General features: G+C 73.0%; 17 protein-coding genes and 1 pseudogene. 11 read left to right on the forward strand and 7 right to left on the reverse strand.

What is annotated here, in order from left to right; all coding sequences use genetic code 11:
* Positions 1-20 precede the first annotated feature (20 nt).
* Entirely contained in the window at positions 21-401 is a 381-nt protein-coding gene (locus CEB94_RS34470) for a winged helix-turn-helix transcriptional regulator (protein WP_175435869.1), read from the forward strand.
* A gap of 19 nt (positions 402-420) precedes the next feature.
* Here the strand turns inward: CEB94_RS34470 and CEB94_RS34475 are convergent, their stop codons facing one another.
* The gene (locus CEB94_RS34475) at positions 421-1,179 is read right to left on the reverse strand and encodes a CDP-alcohol phosphatidyltransferase family protein (RefSeq protein ID WP_175435870.1); all 759 of its coding nucleotides are present in this window, start codon (positions 1,177-1,179) and stop codon (positions 421-423) included.
* Positions 1,180-1,287: 108 nt separating this feature from the next.
* Here CEB94_RS34475 and CEB94_RS34480 point away from each other — a divergent pair, with 108 nt between their 5' ends.
* The 5 genes and pseudogenes from CEB94_RS34480 to CEB94_RS41995 form a co-directional block, all read left to right on the forward strand.
* Positions 1,288-2,268: a zinc-dependent alcohol dehydrogenase gene (locus CEB94_RS34480; RefSeq protein ID WP_175435871.1), complete on the forward strand. Its 981-nt coding sequence runs from the start codon at positions 1,288-1,290 to the stop codon at positions 2,266-2,268.
* A 171-nt stretch (positions 2,269-2,439) separates the two neighbouring features.
* Positions 2,440-2,838, forward strand: coding sequence for a 6-pyruvoyl trahydropterin synthase family protein (locus tag CEB94_RS34485; protein ID WP_030843501.1), 399 nt, complete (start codon positions 2,440-2,442; stop codon positions 2,836-2,838).
* Complete coding sequence (locus CEB94_RS34490) at positions 2,835-4,040, forward strand: glycosyltransferase family 4 protein (protein ID WP_425472517.1); 1,206 nt, start codon at positions 2,835-2,837, stop codon at positions 4,038-4,040. Before CEB94_RS34485 ends, CEB94_RS34490 begins: the two co-directional genes overlap by 4 nt.
* Positions 4,037-5,203 (forward strand): class I SAM-dependent methyltransferase, encoded by a 1,167-nt coding sequence (locus CEB94_RS34495; protein WP_246112012.1) that lies wholly within the window; start codon positions 4,037-4,039, stop codon positions 5,201-5,203. The genes CEB94_RS34490 and CEB94_RS34495 overlap by 4 nt, the downstream gene beginning before the upstream one ends.
* Positions 5,200-6,570 (forward strand): annotated as a pseudogene (locus CEB94_RS41995) (lysylphosphatidylglycerol synthase transmembrane domain-containing protein); the annotation flags it as partial. The gene CEB94_RS34495 and the pseudogene CEB94_RS41995, both read left to right, overlap by 4 nt.
* A 146-nt stretch (positions 6,571-6,716) precedes the next feature.
* Here CEB94_RS41995 and CEB94_RS34500 read toward each other — a convergent pair.
* Positions 6,717-7,445, reverse strand: coding sequence for a creatininase family protein (locus tag CEB94_RS34500; RefSeq protein WP_175435872.1), 729 nt, complete (start codon positions 7,443-7,445; stop codon positions 6,717-6,719).
* 41 nt (positions 7,446-7,486) lie between these two features.
* Between CEB94_RS34500 and ribA the strand changes: the two genes are divergently transcribed.
* The 3 genes from ribA (at position 7,487) to CEB94_RS34515 (ending at position 10,499) form a co-directional block, all read left to right on the forward strand.
* A complete protein-coding gene (gene ribA / locus CEB94_RS34505; RefSeq protein WP_175435873.1) occupies positions 7,487-8,146 on the forward strand; it encodes a GTP cyclohydrolase II in 660 nt (219 codons plus the stop codon).
* A gap of 144 nt (positions 8,147-8,290) precedes the next feature.
* Positions 8,291-9,352, forward strand: a complete 1,062-nt coding sequence (locus CEB94_RS34510) for a saccharopine dehydrogenase (RefSeq protein ID WP_175435874.1) — start codon at positions 8,291-8,293, stop codon at positions 9,350-9,352.
* A complete protein-coding gene (locus CEB94_RS34515) occupies positions 9,342-10,499 on the forward strand; it encodes a saccharopine dehydrogenase family protein (protein WP_175435875.1) in 1,158 nt (385 codons plus the stop codon). Before CEB94_RS34510 ends, CEB94_RS34515 begins: the two co-directional genes overlap by 11 nt.
* A 6-nt stretch (positions 10,500-10,505) precedes the next feature.
* Here CEB94_RS34515 and CEB94_RS34520 read toward each other — a convergent pair whose 3' ends face one another.
* The 3 genes from CEB94_RS34520 to CEB94_RS34530 all read right to left on the reverse strand — a co-directional run bounded on the left by CEB94_RS34520 (position 10,506) and on the right by CEB94_RS34530 (position 14,209).
* Positions 10,506-11,735 carry a serine hydrolase domain-containing protein gene (locus CEB94_RS34520; protein ID WP_175435876.1) on the reverse strand — a complete coding sequence of 410 codons (1,230 nt, stop codon included), beginning with the start codon at positions 11,733-11,735 and terminating at the stop codon, positions 10,506-10,508.
* A 260-nt stretch (positions 11,736-11,995) separates the two neighbouring features.
* The gene (locus CEB94_RS34525; protein ID WP_175435877.1) at positions 11,996-13,354 is read right to left on the reverse strand and encodes an MFS transporter; all 1,359 of its coding nucleotides are present in this window, start codon (positions 13,352-13,354) and stop codon (positions 11,996-11,998) included.
* A gap of 189 nt (positions 13,355-13,543) precedes the next feature.
* Positions 13,544-14,209, reverse strand: coding sequence for a TetR/AcrR family transcriptional regulator (locus CEB94_RS34530; protein ID WP_175435878.1), 666 nt, complete (start codon positions 14,207-14,209; stop codon positions 13,544-13,546).
* A gap of 147 nt (positions 14,210-14,356) precedes the next feature.
* Between CEB94_RS34530 and CEB94_RS34535 the strand changes: the two genes are divergently transcribed.
* Entirely contained in the window at positions 14,357-15,232 is an 876-nt protein-coding gene (locus CEB94_RS34535; protein WP_175435879.1) for a shikimate dehydrogenase, read from the forward strand.
* A gap of 14 nt (positions 15,233-15,246) precedes the next feature.
* Positions 15,247-17,052, forward strand: coding sequence for a bifunctional sugar phosphate isomerase/epimerase/4-hydroxyphenylpyruvate dioxygenase family protein (locus CEB94_RS34540; protein WP_175435880.1), 1,806 nt, complete (start codon positions 15,247-15,249; stop codon positions 17,050-17,052).
* Here CEB94_RS34540 and CEB94_RS34545 read toward each other — a convergent pair.
* Together CEB94_RS34545 and CEB94_RS34550 are read right to left on the reverse strand one after the other, a co-directional pair.
* Entirely contained in the window at positions 17,039-18,505 is a 1,467-nt protein-coding gene (locus tag CEB94_RS34545) for a membrane-associated oxidoreductase (protein WP_175435881.1), read from the reverse strand. The genes CEB94_RS34540 and CEB94_RS34545 overlap by 14 nt on opposite strands.
* Positions 18,506-18,564: 59 nt before the next feature.
* Positions 18,565-19,152 carry a histidine phosphatase family protein gene (locus CEB94_RS34550; RefSeq protein ID WP_175435882.1) on the reverse strand — a complete coding sequence of 196 codons (588 nt, stop codon included), beginning with the start codon at positions 19,150-19,152 and terminating at the stop codon, positions 18,565-18,567.
* Between the last annotated feature and the right edge of the window lie 2 nt (positions 19,153-19,154).

Here is a 19,154-nt window from a genome sequence, read left to right on the forward strand (position 1 = left end):
TTCAGTGACTGGGGAACCCGATGGTGACCAAGCAGTTGAGAGACCTGCCGGAGAACGCGGACCTGCGGAGGGCGGATTCCCTGGCGCGGGAGATCTTCTCGGACGTCGCCAACAAGTGGGCGCTGCTGATCATCGAGGCCCTCGGGGAACGCACCCTGCGCTTCAGCGAGTTGCGCGACGAGGTCGAGGGCGTCAGCCACAAGATGCTGACCCAGAACCTGCGGATGCTGGAGCGCAACGGCCTGGTCTCCCGGAAGGTGCACCCCACCGTGCCGCCCAAGGTCGAGTACACGCTCACCGAGCCGGGCCGGGCCCTGCGCGCCACGGTCGACGCGATCTGCGGCTGGACTCACCAGTACCTCGCTCACATCGAGGCGGCCCGCGGGCGGTTCGACTTCTGACCGCCACCCGCTCCGGACGTCAGCTCGCCACCAGTTCCCGTACCTGACGGGGCGCCACCGACTCCTCGATGCGCGAGGTCCGGTACAGCCACAGCACGTCACGCCCGAACGACCAGACCAGCAGGCCCAGCGCCAGGGCCGCGACCCCGAAGTTGGCCGTGTGGGGCAGCAGATCGGCGCCCGCCAGGAGCAGCAGCACACCCTGGAGCGCGGCGACGGTCTTCCGGGCCGTGCTCGGCGGGAGCGCGGCGGTCAGCCAGGGCCACACCTTGGCCGCGGCGACGAAGACGTAGCGCATGCCGCCGATCAGCAGCACCCACGGGCCCAGTTGCGTGGACACGTACACGCTGAGCACCAGGATCAGAAACGCGTCGACCTCCATGTCGAAGCGCGCGCCCAGCGGGGTCGAGGTGCCGGTGCGGCGGGCGACCTTGCCGTCGACGCCGTCGAGGATCAGCGCCACCGCCGTCAGGCCGACGAACAGCGTCACGGGCGGTGAACTCTGGAAGGAGTCGGCGACCAGCGCGGTGACCCCGCCGACGAGGGTGGCCCGGCCGAGGGTGACCCGATTGGCCGCGCCGAACGACCGCAGCCGGGAGCGGTGCAGGGCGCGGGAGAGCACCGCCCAGGTGGCGATCGCGAACGCGAGGCCGGTCAGCCAGCCCGCCGGGCCCATCCCGATCGCCGTACCGATCAGGGCCAGCAGCAGGACCTGCGCGCCCGCCCCCAGGGCGGTCTCCTGCTGGAGCCTCGCGTCGTAAGTGTTGTTCAGGGCCACCGAACACCCTCCGGCCGTGTGACAGAGTCGATCAACGCCGCTACGTTGTGCGCGGCCTGTGCACCCCTCGGTACGCAAGCAGCTTCCCGATCGTTCAGGAGGACTCCGATGAAGCACACCGGACGGGCGTTCTGGATCGACTCGCCTGGGCGAGGCGGGATCCGGGACGTCACCCTGCCGGCGCCCGGCGAGGGCGAGGTACTGGTCCGCACACTGTTCTCCGGCGTGAGCCGCGGTACCGAGACGCTCGTCTTCCGCGGCGGCGTGCCCGTCAGCCAGCACACCGCCATGCGCGCGCCGTTCCAGGAGGGCGACTTCCCCGGCCCGGTGAAGTACGGCTACCTCAACGTCGGCGTGGTGGAGGAAGGGCCCGCGGAACTCACCGGCCGCACCGTCTTCTGCCTCTACCCGCACCAGACGCGCTACGTCGTCCCCGCCACCGCGGTCACCCCCGTCCCGGACACCGTCCCCGCCGAACGGGCCGTGCTCGCCGGGACCGTGGAGACCGCCGTCAACGCCCTGTGGGACGCCGCGCCCCTGGTCGGCGACCGGATCGCAGTGGTCGGCGGCGGCATGGTCGGCTGCTCGGTGGCCGCCCTCCTCGCCCGGTTCCCCGGGGTCCGCGTCCAGCTGGTCGACGCCGACCCCTCCCGCGCCAAGATCGCCGAGGCGCTCGGCGTCGGCTTCGCGACCCCCCAGGACGCCGACGGGGACCGCGACCTGGTCGTGCACGCCAGCGCCACGGAACAGGGCCTCGCCAGGTCCCTGGAACTCCTCACCGCGGAGGGAACCGTCCTCGAACTCAGCTGGTACGGCGACCGGCAGGTCAGCCTCCCGCTCGGTGAGGCCTTCCACTCCCGGCGGCTCGTCATCCGCAGCAGCCAGGTCGGCACCGTCTCCCCGGCCCGCCCCAACCGCACCTACGCCGACCGGCTCGCGGTCGCTCTGGACCTGCTGGCCGACCCCGCGCTCGACGCCCTCATCACCGGCGAATCCCCCTTCGAGGACCTGCCGGACGTACTGCCCAAGCTGGTCTCCGGCGAGGTCCCCGCGCTGTGCCACCGCGTCCGTTACGACGAGAGCGATTGACGCATCGGCTGACGATTCGTTCCATCCGGTACGACTTCGCCACGACGTGAGCGCCTGACCTGAGAAAAGACGTACGGAAGGCTGAACAGGGGAAGGCAACGAGCCGTACTACTCGGCATCCCCGGCACCCGAGAGCGGGGAGCAGACGCGCCGCACCTGGAGGGTCGTCCGTTGTTCAGCATCACCGTCCGCGATCACATCATGATCGCCCACAGCTTCCGTGGCGACGTCTTCGGACCCGCGCAGCGCCTGCACGGGGCCACGTTCCTCGTGGACGCCACGTTCCGGCGCGAGCAGCTGGACGAGGACAACATCGTCGTCGACATCGGGCTGGCCACCCAGGAGCTCGGCGCGGTCGTCAGCGAGCTGAACTACCGCAATCTCGACAACGAGCCCGACTTCGCCGGAGTCAACACCTCCACGGAGTTCCTCGCCAAGGTCATCGCAGACCGGCTCGCCGAGCGCATCCACAAGGGGGCGCTGGGCGAGGGCGCCAAGGGCATCGCGGGCCTCACCGTCACGCTGCACGAGTCGCACATCGCCTGGGCGAGTTACGAGCGTGCGCTGTGACCGACACGACCATCGAGCGGCCCGAGCACATGGATCCGGCACCGGCGCGGCTGAATTATGTTCCCGTGCAGCACGCCTCCCTGAAGAACGCCGAGATCATCCCCATGTCCCTGCGCACCGTGCACTTCATGCTGCCGGGCGGGATCGACGACCCGACGGCGCCGAGCGGCGGCAACGCCTACGACCGGCGCCTGTGCCTGGACCTGCCCGGCTTCGGCTGGCAGGTGACCAAACACGCCGTGGACGGTGACTGGCCCCGGCCGGGGGCCGACGCCCGCACGGAACTCGCCCGCACCCTGAGCGGGTTGCCCGACGGGGCCGTCGTCCTGCTCGACGGGCTGGTGGCCTGCGGCGTGCCGGAGATCATCGTGACCGAGGCGGAACGGCTGCGCATGGCCGTCCTCGTCCACCTCCCGCTCGGCGACGAGACGGGGCTGGACGCGGCGGTGGCCGCCGAGCTGGACGCCAAGGAGCGGGCGGTGCTGCGGGCGGTGCCGGCGGTGGTCGCCACCAGCGACTGGGCGGTCCGCCGCCTGGTCGCCCACCACGGTCTTTCCCCCGAGCGGGTCCACGTCGCCGCCCCCGGCGCCGACATCGCGCCGCTCGCGCCCGGTACCGACGGTGTGTCGCGCCTGCTGTGCGTGGCCGCCGTGACCCCGCGCAAGGGCCAGCACCGGCTGGTGGAGGCGCTGGCCATGGTGAGCGACCTGCCCTGGAGCTGCGTGTGCGTCGGCGCTCTGACCCAGGACCCGGAGTACGTCGCCCACCTGCGGTCCCTCATCGACAAGCACGGCCTTCAGGACCGGCTGGAGCTGGCCGGGCCGAAGTCCGGCCCCGCGCTCGACGCCGGCTACGCCACCGCCGACCTGATGGTCCTCACCTCCTACGCCGAGACGTACGGCATGGCGGTGACCGAGGCCCTGGCACGGGGCATCCCGGTGCTGGCCACGGACGTCGGCGGGCTGCCCGAGGCGGTCGGCCGGGCGCCCGACGGCGGGGTGCCCGGCATCCTCGTCCCGCCGGAGAACCCCGCCGCCATCGCCGCCGAACTGCGCGGCTGGTTCGGCGAGGCGGACGTACGACGCCGGCTGAAGGCCGCCGCCCGCAGCCGTCGCGCCGCCCTCAACGGCTGGGCGACGACCGCACAGAGCCTGGCCGCGGTACTGCGCCGGCTCCCGACCGAACCCCGGAGGGCCGCATGACGAACCCGGCGACGACGACCCAGCAGAGCGGGGCGATTCCGGCACAGCCCGGGCCGAGGGAGGTCATGGGGATGACGGACGGCGTGATTCCGGGCGCGGCTCCCAGCGGGCGGTCCGGGCTGGGGCAGGCCACCGAGGCCGTGCTCCCGGGCGTGGGTGCCGGCGGCGACTCCGGAGCGAGGCAGGCCGGGAACGCCGTGATCCCCGGTCTCGGCTCCAGCGTGGAGTTCGCTCCGGGGCAGGTTTCCGGGGGCGTCATCCCCGGCGCCGGCCCCAGCGGCAAGCCCGGCTCGCGGCCGACCGTCAAGCTGCGTGAGGCCAACCCGGACGATCCGCCCCGGTACGCGCCCGAGTGGCTGGAGTTGCGGGAGCCGGCCGATGCCGCCGCGCGGGCGCACGACCTGCTCGACCCGCTGCGGATCCGGCTCGCCAACCTGCCCGGCAAGTCGGGCGGCGTCGTCATCCACGACCTGGGCTGCGGAACCGGCTCGATGGGCCGCTGGCTCGCGCCCCGGCTGGACGGCGCCCAGCACTGGATCCTGCACGACCGCGACCCCTACCTGCTGCACTTCGCCGCCGTCTCCTCCCCGCGCTCGGCCGCCGACGGCAGCCGGGTCTCCGTGGAGACGCGGCGTGGTGACGTCGCCCGCCTCACCCCGGACGCCCTGCAAGGGGCGTCCCTGGTCACGGCGTCCGCCCTGCTGGACGTCCTCACCCGCCAGGAGATCGACACCTTCGCCGCCGCGTGTGCCGGAGCCGGCTGCCCCGCCCTGCTGACGCTGTCCGTCGCCGGGCGCGTGGAACTGACCCCGTCGCACCCGCTGGACGCGGAGATCGCCCAGGCGTTCAACGACCACCAGCGCCGCGACGGCCTGCTCGGCCCCGATGCCGTCACGGCGGCTGCCGAGGCGTTCTCCGAGCACGGCGCGACCGTACGGCTGCACCCGAGCCCCTGGCGGCTCGGCCCCGAGCAGGCCGCGCTCACCGAGCAGTGGCTGCGCGGCTGGGTCGGCGCCGCCGTCGAGGAGCGCCCCGAGCTGCGGGCCGAGGCCGACGTCTACCTGACCAACCGGCTGACGGCCTGCGCCGCGGGCGAGTTGCGCGTCACCGTCCACCACGTCGACCTCCTGGCCCTGTCCCGCCCGGCGGGCGGAGCGTCATGAGCCCCCAGGCGACGGGAACCCGCCCGCGCACCACGCTCACGGAGATCCGCCGGCCGTCCGCGACCGGCAGCGGCACCCGTGCGTCCGCCGTCTCCGGTGCGGCGGGTGCGGCCCGGGCGGACGCGGCAGTGCCGCGTCCGGCCGTGGGCGACAGGAGCGAACCCGCCGCCTCTGACCCACCCGGCCCCGGCCGGCCGGCCGAAGCCCCGTCGCCGGGCGCTGGCCCGGACGGCATCGGCGCCGACGACACAGGCCCGGAGGGCATCGGCCCGGACAGCGTCGTCGCGGACTGCATCGGCCTGGCGGGCATCCGCCCGGACGGCACCGGTCTGGACGGCACCGGTCTGGACGGCACCGGTCCGGACGGCGTCGGTCCGAACGCCGTCGGCGTGGAGGGCATCAGTCCGGACGGCATCGGCCCAAACAACGCCGGTGCGGACGGCATTGGCCTGGCGGACATCGGCCGAAACGGCATCGGCGCGAACGGCACCGGCCCGGACAGCGCCCCCACCTCCTCGCCCGGCCCGATCCGCGCCGCCCTGGCCCGGCTCGGCTCTCCCGCAGTCCGTACGCGCCTCGGCACCGTCGCCGGAATCGCCATCCTGGGCGTGCTGTTCTGGCGGCTCGGTACCGGCGTCTTCCTGGACGGGCTGCGACGCATCGACGGGGTGTCGCTGCTGCTCGCGCTCGGCATCGGGCTCGTCACCACCGTGTTCAGCGCGTGGCGGTGGGCGATCGTCGCCCGGGGGCTGAGGATCCGACTGCCGTTCGGGCCGGCCGTCGCCGACTACTACCGCGCGCTGTTCCTGAACGCGGCCCTGCCCGGTGGGGTCCTCGGCGATGTGCACCGGGCCGTGCGGCACGGGCAGAGCGAGGGGGACCTGCGGCGGGGCGTGAAGGCCGTCGTCCTCGAACGGGCCGCCGGGCAGATCGCGTTGTTCGCCCTCGGGGCCGTCGTCCTGCTGACCATGCCGTCCCCGGTGCTGGCCGAATCCCGGCACATCGCTCCGCTCGCGGCCCTGGCCGCCCTGGGCGCGCTCGCCGTCGTCCTCGCCCTGCGCATGAACCGCGCGGCACCCTCCCCTCGCGGCAGCAAGCTGCGCGCGGTCCTCGCCGAGGCCCGCGAAGGGCTGCTGTCGCGGCGGAACGGGCCCGGAGTGGTTGTCTCCTCCGTGGTGGTGCTGGCAGGTTACGTCGCGATGTTCGTACTCGCCGCCCGCGTCGCCGGGACCGCCGCCTCCGTGGCCGTCCTGCTGCCCCTCGCGGTCCTCGCCCTGCTCGCGATGGGCCTGCCGCTGAACGTCGGCGGCTGGGGCCCCAGGGAGGGCGTCACCGCCTGGGCGTTCGGCGCCGCGGGCCTGGGCGCCGGCCGGGGACTGGCCGTCGCGGTCGTCTACGGGGTGCTCAGCCTCGTGGCGAGCCTGCCCGGCCTGATCGTGCTCGTCGCCCGCTGGTACGCGGGCCTGCGGGCCGGGGCCCGGGCGACTTCCGGGGCCCCGGAGCCACAGGGTGACTACTCGTCGGAGGCCAGCATCGAGAAATACGCCCCGAAGGAATCCGCCAGGCTCGCCAGGAGTTCCTTCCCCTTTTCCGCCGAACCCAGCGAAGGACGGCCGATGACACCGGAATCGGTATAGCCGGACATGCCGAGGGTGAGCAGATGACGCCGGTCGTCAGCGACGAAATCGGAGGTCTCATAACCGGGTCGGAGCATTTCGGGATGAGCGTGCAGAAGGATGGAGGTTTCTATTTCCCCCGCATGCATGTCGGTGAGCAGCGAGGTGACCACACCCGCCCGCTCGCGCGCCGCCTCCCAGTCCTCCGCGGCCGGGAAGAGCGCCATCCGCTCGCCGCGGGCGGAGGATTCCTGAACCACGTTGCCCAGCACGTAGTTGCCGCCGTGCCCGTTGACCAACACCAGGGCGTCGACCCCGGACCGGCGCAGCGAAGCCGCAATGTCCCGTACCACCGCATGAAGGGTCACCGAGGAGATGCTGACGGTCCCCGGCCAGGCCGCGTGCTCGTGCGAACACGAGATCGTCACCGGAGGAAGGAGGTGCACCGGGTACGCGCCGGCTATCTCCCGCGCGACGGCACAGGCGACGAGCGTGTCGGTCGCCAGCGGGAGGTACGGACCGTGCTGCTCGAAGCTCCCCACGGGAAGCACCGCGACCTGCCGTGAGACACCGGAGCCCCGCGTCCGTACGTCTTCCGTGGTGTCCGCCGGCACCAGATCACTCATAACGTCACGGCCTTTCGTCTCTGCTTAGGAACTCGAGAATCATGACAGAAAAAATTGGCGTACTCGGCAAGAAGTCGGCGCAGCGGACCGGCGTGGAACGCGTCGTGAATGCGCCCTTGCCCACCGTGTACGGGAAATTCCAGGCGGTCGGCTACCTGGACCATGACCGCGGTGACGAACAGGTGGCGCTGGTCCACGGAGAGATCGGCACGGACGACGTCCTCATCCGGCTGCACTCGGAGTGCCTGACCGGCGACGCCTTCGGCTCCCAGCACTGCGAGTGCGGCGACCAGCTCGACGCCGCCCTGCGCGCGGTCGTCGCCGAGGGCGCCGGTGTCGTGGTCTACCTCAGAGGGCATGAAGGCCGCGGCATCGGCCTGCTCGCCAAACTGCGCGCGATGGCCTTGCAGGCGGAGGGCCTGGACACCGTCGAGGCCAACCTCGCTCTCGGCCTGCCGGTGGACGCCCGTGACTACGGCGTGGCGGCGCGGATCCTGAAGGACCTGGGCGTGCGGTCCGTCCGCCTGATGTCCAACAACCCGCGCAAGCGCGAGGCGCTGGTGGACCATGGCATCGAGGTCGCCGAGCAGGTGCCGCTGCTGATCCCGCCGTGCGAGAACAACATCACCTATCTGCGCACCAAGCGGGAGCGCCTCGATCACCACCTGCCCCACCTGGACGCGGTGGTCAGCTCCTCCTGAGCGCCTCGGCCGGTTCCGGTTCCCCGACGTGACCTGGGCGAAGCCGTACGCGACCCGCGGGCGGGCCGCGTACGCTTCGTGGACGTCCGCCCCAGAAGCGTCGGCCGTCAGCGGCCGGCGCCTCACGCCGGAGGCCCACCTGGTATGACCGAGCTCCGACTGTGGCTGCGCCACGAGGCCCGCACGACCGAGCGACGCACTCCGATCGTGCCCGACGACGCCCGGCGGCTCGTCGGGCACGGAGTGGAACTGACCGTCGAGGAGTCCCCGCAGCGGGTCTTCCCGATCGAGGAGTACGAGGCGGCCGGCTGCCGCGTCGCCCCCGCGGGCTCCTGGGTGACGGCCCCCCGGGACGCCGTCGTGCTCGGCCTGAAGGAACTGCCCGACGACCCGGCCGAGCTGACGCACCGGCACATCTTCTTCGGCCACGCCTACAAGGGCCAGCCGGGAGCGGCGGACCTGCTGGGCCGGTTCGCCGCCGGGGGCGGGGCCCTGTTCGACCTGGAGTACCTGGTGGACGACACCGGGCGGCGCCTCGCCGCCTTCGGTTTCTGGGCCGGCTATCTGGGCGCGGCCCTGGCCGTGCTCCGGCACCGGGGCCGGCTGCGGGCACCGCTGACGCCGACCACCAAGGAAGACCTGGACGAGACGCTGAAGCCCGCCGCCGCCGACGCCGGGTTCACCGGCCTCGTCATCGGCGCCCTGGGCCGCAGCGGCCGCGGCGCCCGCACGGCCTTCGCCGCCGCCGGCGTCGATCCGACGTGCTGGGACCTCGCCGAGACCCGGGACCTGGACCGCCCCGCCCTGCTGCGGCACGACGTGATGGTGAACGCGGTGCTCGCCACCACCCCCGTCCCGCCCTTCCTCCGCGAGCGGGACCTCGACACCCCCGACCGCCGCCTGCGCACCCTGTGCGATGTGACCTGCGACGTCGGTTCCCCGCTCAACGTCCTTCCGGTGTACGACGACACCACCGACTGGGACGAGCCCGTACGGCGGCTGCGCGACGAACCTCCGCTCGACCTCATCGCCATCGACAACCTGCCCTCCCTGTTGCCGCTGGAGTCCAGCGCCGACTTCTCCGCCGCCCTGCTGCCCCACCTGCTCGACTTCGGTGTCTCCGGGGCCTGGGGGCGCTGCCTGGACCGGTTCCGCGACGCGTCCCGCGCACACGGCCTCGTCAAGGGGGAGTCCCATGACCACTGAACCGGCGGCGGCGAGCGGCACCGTCCACTGGATCGGCGCCGGACTGTCCACGGGCAGCGGTCTCGCCGCGCTGTGCGACACCGCCGAGCGCGTCCGGCTCTGGCACCGCACCGAGGCCCGCGCCGCCGACGCCCTCGGCCGGCTGGGCCTCGCCGGCCGGGCCGAGCCCCGCGCCTACACGCTGTCCGCGCTCGCCTCCGCACTCGTGCCGGGCGATGTCGTGGTGTCGATGCTGCCCGCACCGGAGCACGCCCCGCTGCTCGCGGAGTGCGTACGCCAGGGGGCGCACTTCGCGTGCTCCAGCTATGTGTCGGAGGCTGTGCTGGAGCAGGTGCCCGCCGCCGGGAAGGCCGGGCTCGTCGTCCTCACCGAGGCAGGGCTCGACCCGGGCATCGACCACCTCTTCGCCCACGCCCTGGTGGCCCGGGCCCGGGAGGCGATCGGCGACGGGACGCCCGCCTCATACAGCCTCACGTCGTACTGCGGCGGAGTCCCCGCCGTCCCGAACGCCTTCACGTACCGCTTCAGCTGGGCGCCCGCGGGTGTCCTGGGCGCCCTGCGCTCCCCGGCCCGTTACATCGAGGGCGGGGTGCGGACGGTCGCCGAGCGGCCGTGGGAGGCGACCCGGCGCCGCGTCGTCGACGGGGAGACCTTCGAGGTCTACCCCAACCGTGACAGCGTCCCGTTCGTCGCGCAGTACGGGCTGCCGGACGCCTGGACACCGCGGACGTTCGTACGCGGCACCCTGCGTCTGGAGGGCTGGCTGCGCGCCTGGGACGGAGTCTTCGAGGAGCTCAAGGCCGGCGACGACGCCCGGATCGCCGCCCTGGCCCAGGAGTTGGCCGCCACCTACCCGACCACGGACGACGACCACGACCGGGTCGTCCTCGCCGTGTCGCTGGACGTGCGCGCCGAGTCGGGGCGGTCGTGGAAAGGCGGTTACCTCCTCGACCTCGTGGGCGACGCCGAGGAGAGCGCGATGGCCCGCTGCGTCTCGCGGACCCTCGCCCTCGGCGTCCGCCACGTCCTGGACGGCTCGCTGCCGCCGGGCCTGAACCGCGCCGCCGGGACAGCGGCCCGGTCCGAACAGTGGCTGCGGGAACTCGCCCGGGAGGGGGTCGAGTTCGCGCTCCGCGTGGACCGGTAGCGGGCATCAGTCCGACAGGGCCTCGTGGACCATCCGCTTGAGGTCCTTGAAGATCGAGTGGGGGGTTTTGGGCCGTACCTGGGTCATGAACTGCACCGTCAGGTCGCGGCCCGGGTCCACCCAGAACGTCGTCGTGGCCACGCCGCTCCAGCCGAAGGTGCCGTGCCCGGACGGCGCCAGGGTGCGGGACGGGTCGATCACCACGGAACAGTTGAGGCCGAAGCCGAGCCCCTCGTTGCCGGGCTCGTCGTGGGCGGGGCGGCTGCCGAAGGTCCGCAGGTCGGCACCGCCGGGCAGGTGGTTGCGGGTCATGAGGTCCACGGTCCGCGGGGCGAGCAGCCGCACGCCGTCGAGTTCGCCCCGGCGGCGCAGCAACTCCATGAAGCGGTGGTAGTCGTGGGCGGAGCACACCATGCCGCCGCTGCCCGACAGGAACCGCGGCCGGCCGCGCAGCGGGAGCCCGGGGATCGGCTCGATGCCGCCGCCCTCCTTCTCCCCGTACATCTCGGACAGCCGGGGCGCCTGCGCGTCCGTGACGTGGAAGCCGGCGTCCGTCATGCCGAGCGGCCCGAAGATCCGCTCGGCGCAGAACGCGTCGAGCGGCTGCCCGGACACGACCTCGATGATCCGGCCCAGGACGTTGCTGGCCACGGAGTAGTTCCACTCGGTGCCCGGCTCGAACTGCAGCGGCAGGCTCGCGTACACCTCGATGGTCTCGGCCAGGTTCGCGCCCGGCGGCACCGACGACTCCAGGTTGGCCTCGCGGTACAGGGCGTCGACGGGGTGGGCGTGGTAGAAGCCGAAGGTCAGACCCGAGGTATGGGTCATCAGATGCCGGACGAGTATCGGACCGTCGGCCGGGCGGGTTTCGACGTCCGCCCCGGAGCCGCCGACGTAGACCCGCGGGTCGGCGAAGGCGGGCAGATGGTCGGCGACCGGGTCGTCCAGCGACAGCCGGCCCTCCTCCACCAGCAGCAGCGCGGCGACCGCGGTGACGGGCTTGGTCATGGAGTAGACCCGCCACAGCGTGTCCGGCTCGACCGGGAGCCCGGCCGCGATGTCGCGCCGGCCGTGCGTCGTGAGGTGGGCGACGCGTCCGCCCCGGGCGACGGACACGAGGAAGCCCGGCAGGCTCCCGTCGTCGACCAGCCGGGCGAAGTGCCGGTCCAGGCGGCCCAGCACCTGCGGATCCAGCCCGGCCTCACCCGGATCGACCTCTTGTCGCAGCTGTGCCATGGCTCGTCTCCCGTCGCGCTCGTCGAGGTGAGATCCGGCATACCCCGCCCGGACCGCCTCAGACCCCATCGTGGTGCAGGAACGGTTCATGATCGCGCAGGAACACGTGAGCGAGAGCCCTGGGGCCCGGGGACAAGTTCCTGAGGGGCGCGGGGAACTGCCGGACCAGCCCCCACGCACCCGCACCCGCATCCGCATCCGCCCGCACCCGCGGCCTCTCCACGGCCGGGCCCCAAAGGAACCGGCAGCGAACAGTGGCCTCAGGCCGTCACCTTCTCCGGCTGGACGGCTCCGGGTCCGGTGCGTTCCCCCAGCAACTCCGTAGGAACCCGGTGGGTCTCCCGCGCCGACATCGCCGCGACCACCGGCGGCACGCACAACGCCGCCGTGAACAGCGCCACCGCCGACCAGTCGTCCCCGCCCGGCCCCGCGATCCGCGCCGCGAACGTCACCGCGAACCCGGCCGCCGCGAAACCGATCTGCGTGCCGATGGCCACCCCGGACAGCCGGACCCGGGTCGCGAACATCTCGCCGTAGAAGGCGGGCCACACCCCGTTCGCGGCGCTGTAGACCACGCCGAAGCAGACGATGCCCGTCAGGAACGTCAGCGGATACGAGCCGGTGGAGACAGCCCACAGGTACAGGAACATCGTCACCGCGCTGCCCACCGCGCCGATCAGGAACACCGGGCGGCGCCCGATCCGGTCGGACAGCGTCGCCCACAGCGGGATCGCGGCGAGCGCGACGACATTGGCCAGGGCGCCCACCCACAACATGGCCGTGCGCGACATGCCGACCGCGTCGCTGGTGGCGTACGCCAGCGCCCACACCGTGAAGATCGTGCTGACCGAGGCGACCAGCGCGCCCGCGATCACCCGCAGCACGTCCGCCCAGTGCTCGCGGAGCAGGATCACCAGCGGCAGCTTGGCCACGCCCTCCTCGGCGGCCTGCTGGGCGAAGGCCGGCGTCTCGTCCAGCTTGCGGCGGATGACGTAGCCGACGACGGCGACCCCGACACTCAGCCAGAACGGCAGCCGCCAACCCCACGACAGCAACTGGTCCTCGGGCAGCGCGGCGACCGGGATGAAGACCAGCGTGGCCAGCAGCTGGCCGCCCTGCGTGCCGCTGAGGGTGAAGCTGGTGAAGAAGCCCCTCCGGCCCGGTGGCGCGTGTTCCAGCGTCATGGAGTTGGCGCTGGCCTGCTCACCCGCCGCCGAGATGCCCTGCAGCACCCGGCACAGCACCAGCAATACCGGGGCGAGGCCGCCGACCTGGTCCCGGGTGGGAAGACAGCCGATGAGGAACGTGGACAGACCCATCAGCATCAGCGTGAAGACCATGATCTTCTTACGGCCGGCCCGGTCCCCGAAGTGGCCCAGGAACAGCGCGCCGATCGGGCGCGCGGCGTACGCGACGCCGAACGTGGCCAGCGACAGCAGGGTCGCCGTGGCCGGGTCGGACTCGTCGAAGAACACCTCGGGGAAGATCAGCGCGGCGGCGCTGCCGTAGATGAAGAAGTCGTAGTACTCCAGGGCGCTGCCGATCCAGGCGGCGGTCGCGGCTTTCCTGGGCTGACCGGGTGGGGCGGCTGGCCCTTGGGGCGTGGCAGGGACGGACACGGCGGCTCCTTCGGGGGACTCCACCCTGGGTGGAGCGGAACAGAGGCGGGCAGAGGGGTCGCGCAGGGCAGAGACGCACAGAGGGCGTGCCGGATCGCGGCTAATTAACCCACTGGGTAGTTAGCAAGGGGATGGCCAGTGATGCTGCGCCCGTGTGCCGCCGGTGTCAAGGGGTCGTGCGCCGGGCGTTCAGTCCGCCGTTCGCTCCGCCGTGAGGTACGCGATCACCATGTCGCCCAGCATCGCGCGGTAGTGCGCGCGCTGCGCCCGGTCGAGCAGGTCGCGGCCGAACAGGGCGCCGAAGGTGTGCCGGTTGGAGACCCGGAAGAAGCAGAAGGAGGAGATCATCGCGTGCAGGTCGACGGCGTCGACGTCGGCCGTGAACAGCCCCGACTCCTGACCCGACGCCAGGATCCGGCGGATCACGTCCAGGGCGGGGGAGCCGATCCTGCCGAGCTTCTCGGAGCCGGCGATGTGCTGCGCCTCGTGGATGTTCTCGATGCTGACCAGGCGGATGAAGTCCGGGTGCTGCTCATGGTGGTCGAAGGTCAGCTCGGCCAGGCGCCGGATGGCCGCCACGGGGTCGAGGTGGTCGACGTCCAGCTGCTGCTCGGCCTCCCGGATCACGCCGTACGCGCGCTCCAGCACGGCCGTGAACAGCTGCTCCTTGCCGCCGAAGTAGTAGTAGATCATCCGCTTGGTGGTGCGGGTGCGGGCGGCGATCTCGTCCACCCGGGCCCCGTCGTAGCCGGCCCGTGCGAACTCCTGCGTGGCGACGTCGAGGATCTCGGCCCGGGTGCGGGCGGCGTCACGGATGCGCTCGCCGGGACGTGCCGGTTCTTCGACGCTGGTCATCAGGTCAGGTTCCTTCGGGCGGAGGGGCCGGTGCCGGTGATTCTAGAAGGAGGGGGCCGTCTCGCCCGTGGGTCTTTCCGAGTCGGGGCTCGACTGGTATAGCTAACGTACTGGTTCGTACATTAGTGAGCCGCTCGGGAGGCGCGCGTGCCCAAAGAGTCGTATCTTGTCGGACTGATCGGTTCCGGCATCGGCCCGTCGCTCAGTCCGGCGCTGCACGAGCGGGAGGCCGGCCGGCGGGGCCTGCGCCTGGTGTACCGGCTGATCGACATCGACATGCTCGGAGTGCCGCCCGAGGCGGTGGGCGATCTGCTGCGGGCCGCCCGCGATCTGGGCTTCGACGGACTCAACATCACACACCCCTGCAAGCAGCTCGTCATCGAGCACCTGGACGCGCTCGCCCCGCAGGCCGAGGCACTGGGCGCGGTCAACACGGTCGTGTTCGAGGACGGCCGCGCGGTCGGCCACAACACGGACGTCACCGGCTTCGCCGCGTCCTTCGCGCGCGGGCTGCCCGACGCCCCGCTGGAGCGGGTCGTACAGCTGGGCGCCGGCGGTGCGGGCGCGGCCGTCGCACACGCCATGCTCACCCTCGGCGCCGAGCGGGTCACCGTCGTCGACGCCCTGCCCGAGCGGGCCGCGGCCCTGGCCGGCTCGCTGAACCGGACCTTCGGGCAGGGGCGCGCGGCCGCCGCCTCCGCCGGCCGGCAGCCGGAACTCCTCGCGCGGGCCGACGGCATCGTCCACGCCACCCCCACCGGCATGGCCGCCCACCCCGGCCTGCCCCTGCCCGCCGAGCTGCTCCATCCGGGGCTGTGGGTGGCCGAGGTGGTCTACCGCCCGCTGGAGACCGAACTGCTGCGTACCGCCCGCGGCCTGGGCTGCGCGACCCTCGACGGCGGCGGCATGGCCGCCTTCCAGGCCGCCGACGCGTTCCGCCTGTTCACCGGGCGGGAACCCGACGCCGCGCGGATGCTGGCGGACCTGACCGGACTGGCCGGGGCCGTCGGGGCTTCGAACTAGAGAGAGGTACCGACGTGCGTACGTCCATCGCCACCGTCTCCCTCAGCGGCTCCCTCACCGAGAAACTCGCCGCCGCGGCCCGGGCCGGCTTCGACGGAGTGGAGATCTTCGAGAACGACCTGCTGGCCAGCACCCTCACCCCCGAGGACGTCCGCGCCCGCTGCGCCGACCTCGGGCTCCGCATCGACCTCTACCAGCCGCTGCGGGACATCGAGGCCGTCCCCGAGGTTGAGTTCGCCCGGAACCTGCGGCGGGCCCGGCACAAGTTCGAGCTGATGCGCAGGCTCGGCGCCGACACGGTCCTCGTCTGCTCCAGCGTCTCCCCGCACGCGGTGGACGACGACGCCCTCGCGGCCGGGCAGCTGAGCCGGCTCGCCGACGCGGCCCGGGAGTACGGCGTCCGGGTGGCCTACGAGGCGCTCGCCTGGGGGCGGCACGTCAGCACGTACGACCACGCCTGGCGCATCGTCGAGACGGCCGGGCACCCGGCGCTCGGCACCTGCCTGGACAGTTTCCACATGCTCTCGCGCGGCTCGGAACCCGAGGACCTCGAAGGCATTGCGGCCATCCCCGGCGAGAAGATCTTCTTCCTCCAGCTGGCCGACGCCCCGCTGCTCGCCATGGACGTCCTGCAGTGGAGCCGCCACTACCGCTGCTTCCCCGGCCAGGGCGGCTTCGACGTCGCGGGACTGGTGCGTCGCGTGCTGGCCACCGGCTACGACGGCCCGCTGTCCCTGGAGGTCTTCAACGACGTCTTCCGGCAGGCCGAGGCCGGACCGACCGCCGTGGACGCCCGGCGCTCCCTGCTGCTTCTCCAGGAGGCGGTGGGCACGGCGCCCCTGCCCGGCCCCGTCGTCCCCACCGGCGTCGCCTTCGCCGAGCTGGTCACGCCCGACGCCGAACCCCTGGCCGCGCTGCTCGGTGCCCTCGGCTTCACCCGCACGGCACGCCACCGCGGCAAGCCCGTCGCCCTGTGGGAGCAGGGCGAGGCCCGGATCCTGGTCAACACCGGGCCCGCCGTCCGCCGCGAGGGCACCCAGCTCGCCGCGATCGGGCTGGAGTCACCGGACCCCGACGGAGCGGCCCGGCGCGCCGAGGCCCTCCTCGCCCCCGTCCTGCCGCGCCGCCGCGCCCCACAGGACGCCCCGCTGGACGCGGTCGCCGCCCCCGACGGCACGGAGCTGTTCTTCTGCGCCACCGGCCGCCCGGAACTGCCCGACTGGCGGGCCGACTTCGAGGACACGGGCCTGCCGTCCGAGCGGACGGACATCCGGGGCATCGACCACCTCGCCCTCACCCAGCCCTGGCACCACTTCGACGAAGCGGCCCTGTTCCACCGCGGGGTGCTCGGTCTGGACGCCCAGGAGAGCGTGGACGTCGCCGACCCCTACGGGCTGATGCGCAGCCGCGCCGTCACCGGCGCCGACGGCAGCGTCCGGATCGCCCTCACTGTCGGCGCCGCGCCCACGGACGACACCGTCCACGCCCAGCACATCGCCCTGGCCACCGACGACGTGGTCGCCGCGGCCCGCCGCTTCCGGGACGCGGGCGGCCGTCCGCTGCCGGTCCCGGCGAACTACTACGACGACCTCGCCGCCCGCTTCGAGTTCGCCGACGGTGAGCTGGAGACCTACCGCGACCTCGGCATCCTCTACGACCGCGATGCCCAGGGCGTCTTCCGCCACTGCTACACCCGCACCGTCGGCCGGGTCTTCTTCGAACTGGTCCAGCGCGACGGCGGCTACCGGGGCTACGGCGCCGCCAACGCCCCGGTGCGGCTGGCCGCGCAGCACGCGGTGCGGGCGCTCACTGGCGGCTGACGGTGCGGGTGATGCCGGTGACGACGGTGGTGGCGAGGATCCAGCCCGTGAGCACGAGGGTGTAGGAGAGCCACTGGTACCCGCCGGTGGGGGCGAAAGCGGCCTCCTGCCCGAAGGAGATCACCGGCAGCAGCAGGTCGAGCGTGTAGAACACCGGGTTGAACTGCGGTGCCTCGTCCGCCTTCAGCGGCTGGGGGTGGTGCAGCGCGTAGGCGAGGGAGCCGACCACGAGCAGCGACACCAGCCATCCCGCGGCCCGCAGAGGGCGGAAGCCGTACCCGACGGTGGCGTCCTGCACATGGCCCCACAGCCGCCCGTACCAGGGCAGGGTGGCGCGCCGGCGGCGCTGTTTGGCGAGCTGGACGAGGCGGGCGGCGTCGTCGTCGCCGATCCTGCGGTAGGCGGCGGTCAACTGCTCGTAGGCGTGCGGGACATAACCCTCGCCGTCCCGCTCCAGCATCGCCAGGCGCCGCTCGGCGGGCTCGTGCGGGGTGAGGGAGGTGTAGACGAGACTGTTGAGCAGGACCTCCCCGGGGACCACCTCCGGCTCCAGGAACAGCACGTCCACCTGCGCGCGGCGCAGATTGAGGGTGCCCTCCATGCGAGGGCCCCTGCGCAGCCAGAGTTCCCCGATGGTGCAGCTGCTGGCCCGCAGCGCCGCGTCGCCCGGGTTCGCCAGCCGCGCGTGCGACAGGTCGAGGCGGCCCGCGATCCGGGCGCCGCGCAGGCCGATCCAGCCCAGCACGTCCGCTTCGCGCAGCAGGGCGTCGCCCTCGACCGTGAGCGTCTCCGCGTCCACGGCGACCTCGCCGGCACCGGCCTCGAGCCGCGCCCCGTTGAGGTCGATGGAGCCGGCGACCGACGCGCCCGTCAGCCGCACCTCGCCACGCGCCCGCAGACCCGGTGCCGACAGGCCGTCCCCGACGGTCACGTGGTTGAGCTGGAGCGCCGGCTCACCGGCCGGCGGCTCGTCGATGTCGGCCCCGTCCATGAACAGCGCGCCGGAGATCTGCGCCCCGCCGAGCCGCACGGGGCCGTCGAACAGGCAGTCCGACATGCGCAGGACGCCGTCCACGCGCAGGGTGGCGGCGTCCAGGCCGGGCAGGACCGAGCCGCGCAGGTTCAGCTGGCGCAGCCGCGCCGCGTACAGCACGGGCACGTTCTCGAAGTCGCAGTCACTGAGGCGCACGGCGTGGTCGATGTCGGCGTACTGGAGGTTCAGCACCCCGGTGATCCGCGCGCCCGCCAGCCTGAGGGCGGCCGTCTCGCCGTCCTCCTGCGGGGAGCTCAGCAGCAGTGCCCGCACCACGGCAGCCCGTACGGTCCGTTCGGGACCCCACTCCGCGCCCCGCGCCGGGCCCTCGTCGGCCGGGCCCCGGAAGTCCACGTCCTGCCCGCGTGGAAAAGCACGCCACACCCGCTCCTCGGCGGGTGTCATGTTGTCGATCTCCATCAGCGGGGACTCTGACGTGCCCGGCCGGAGGCTGTCAACCCACCTCCGGCCGGGGCCGGTTACGCCCTGGTGTTCCACTCCGCGATCACGGGCCGGCCGTGCTCGGTCGACAGCCGGCTGACCGTGCCGGTCTCCAGCCGGAACAGCCGCCCCTCCGCCGGGGGCAGGCCCAGCCGGCGGGCCGTCAGCACGCGGAGGGAGTGGCCGTGCGCCACCAGCATCACATCGCCCTCGGGCAGCGCCTTCGCCGCCCGGGCGAGCACCCGGTCGGCGCGCTCGCCGACCTCGGCGGGGGACTCGCCCGGCTCGCCGTCGGGGCCGGGCGGCCCGCCGTCGGTCCACAGGTCCCAGTCGGGCCGGGTGCGGTGTATCTCCTCGGTGGTGACGCCCTCGTAGGCGCCGTAGTACCACTCGTGCAGGTCCGGCTCCCGCACGGCCCCGGTCAGGCCCGCGAGTTCGGCCGTGCGCACCGCGCGGCCCAGCGGGCTGGTGAGGACCAGCGCGAAGGAGCGGCCCGCGAGGAGCGGGGCGAGCGACTTGGCCTGCTCCTCACCGTGCCGGGTGAGGGGCAGGTCGGTGAAGCTGGTGTGCTGTCCGCTCCGGCTCCACTCCGTCTCGCCGTGGCGGACCAGCAGCAGATCGCCCACGC

This window comes from Streptomyces hawaiiensis (genome assembly GCF_004803895.1).
Taxonomy (GTDB): domain Bacteria; phylum Actinomycetota; class Actinomycetes; order Streptomycetales; family Streptomycetaceae; genus Streptomyces; species Streptomyces hawaiiensis.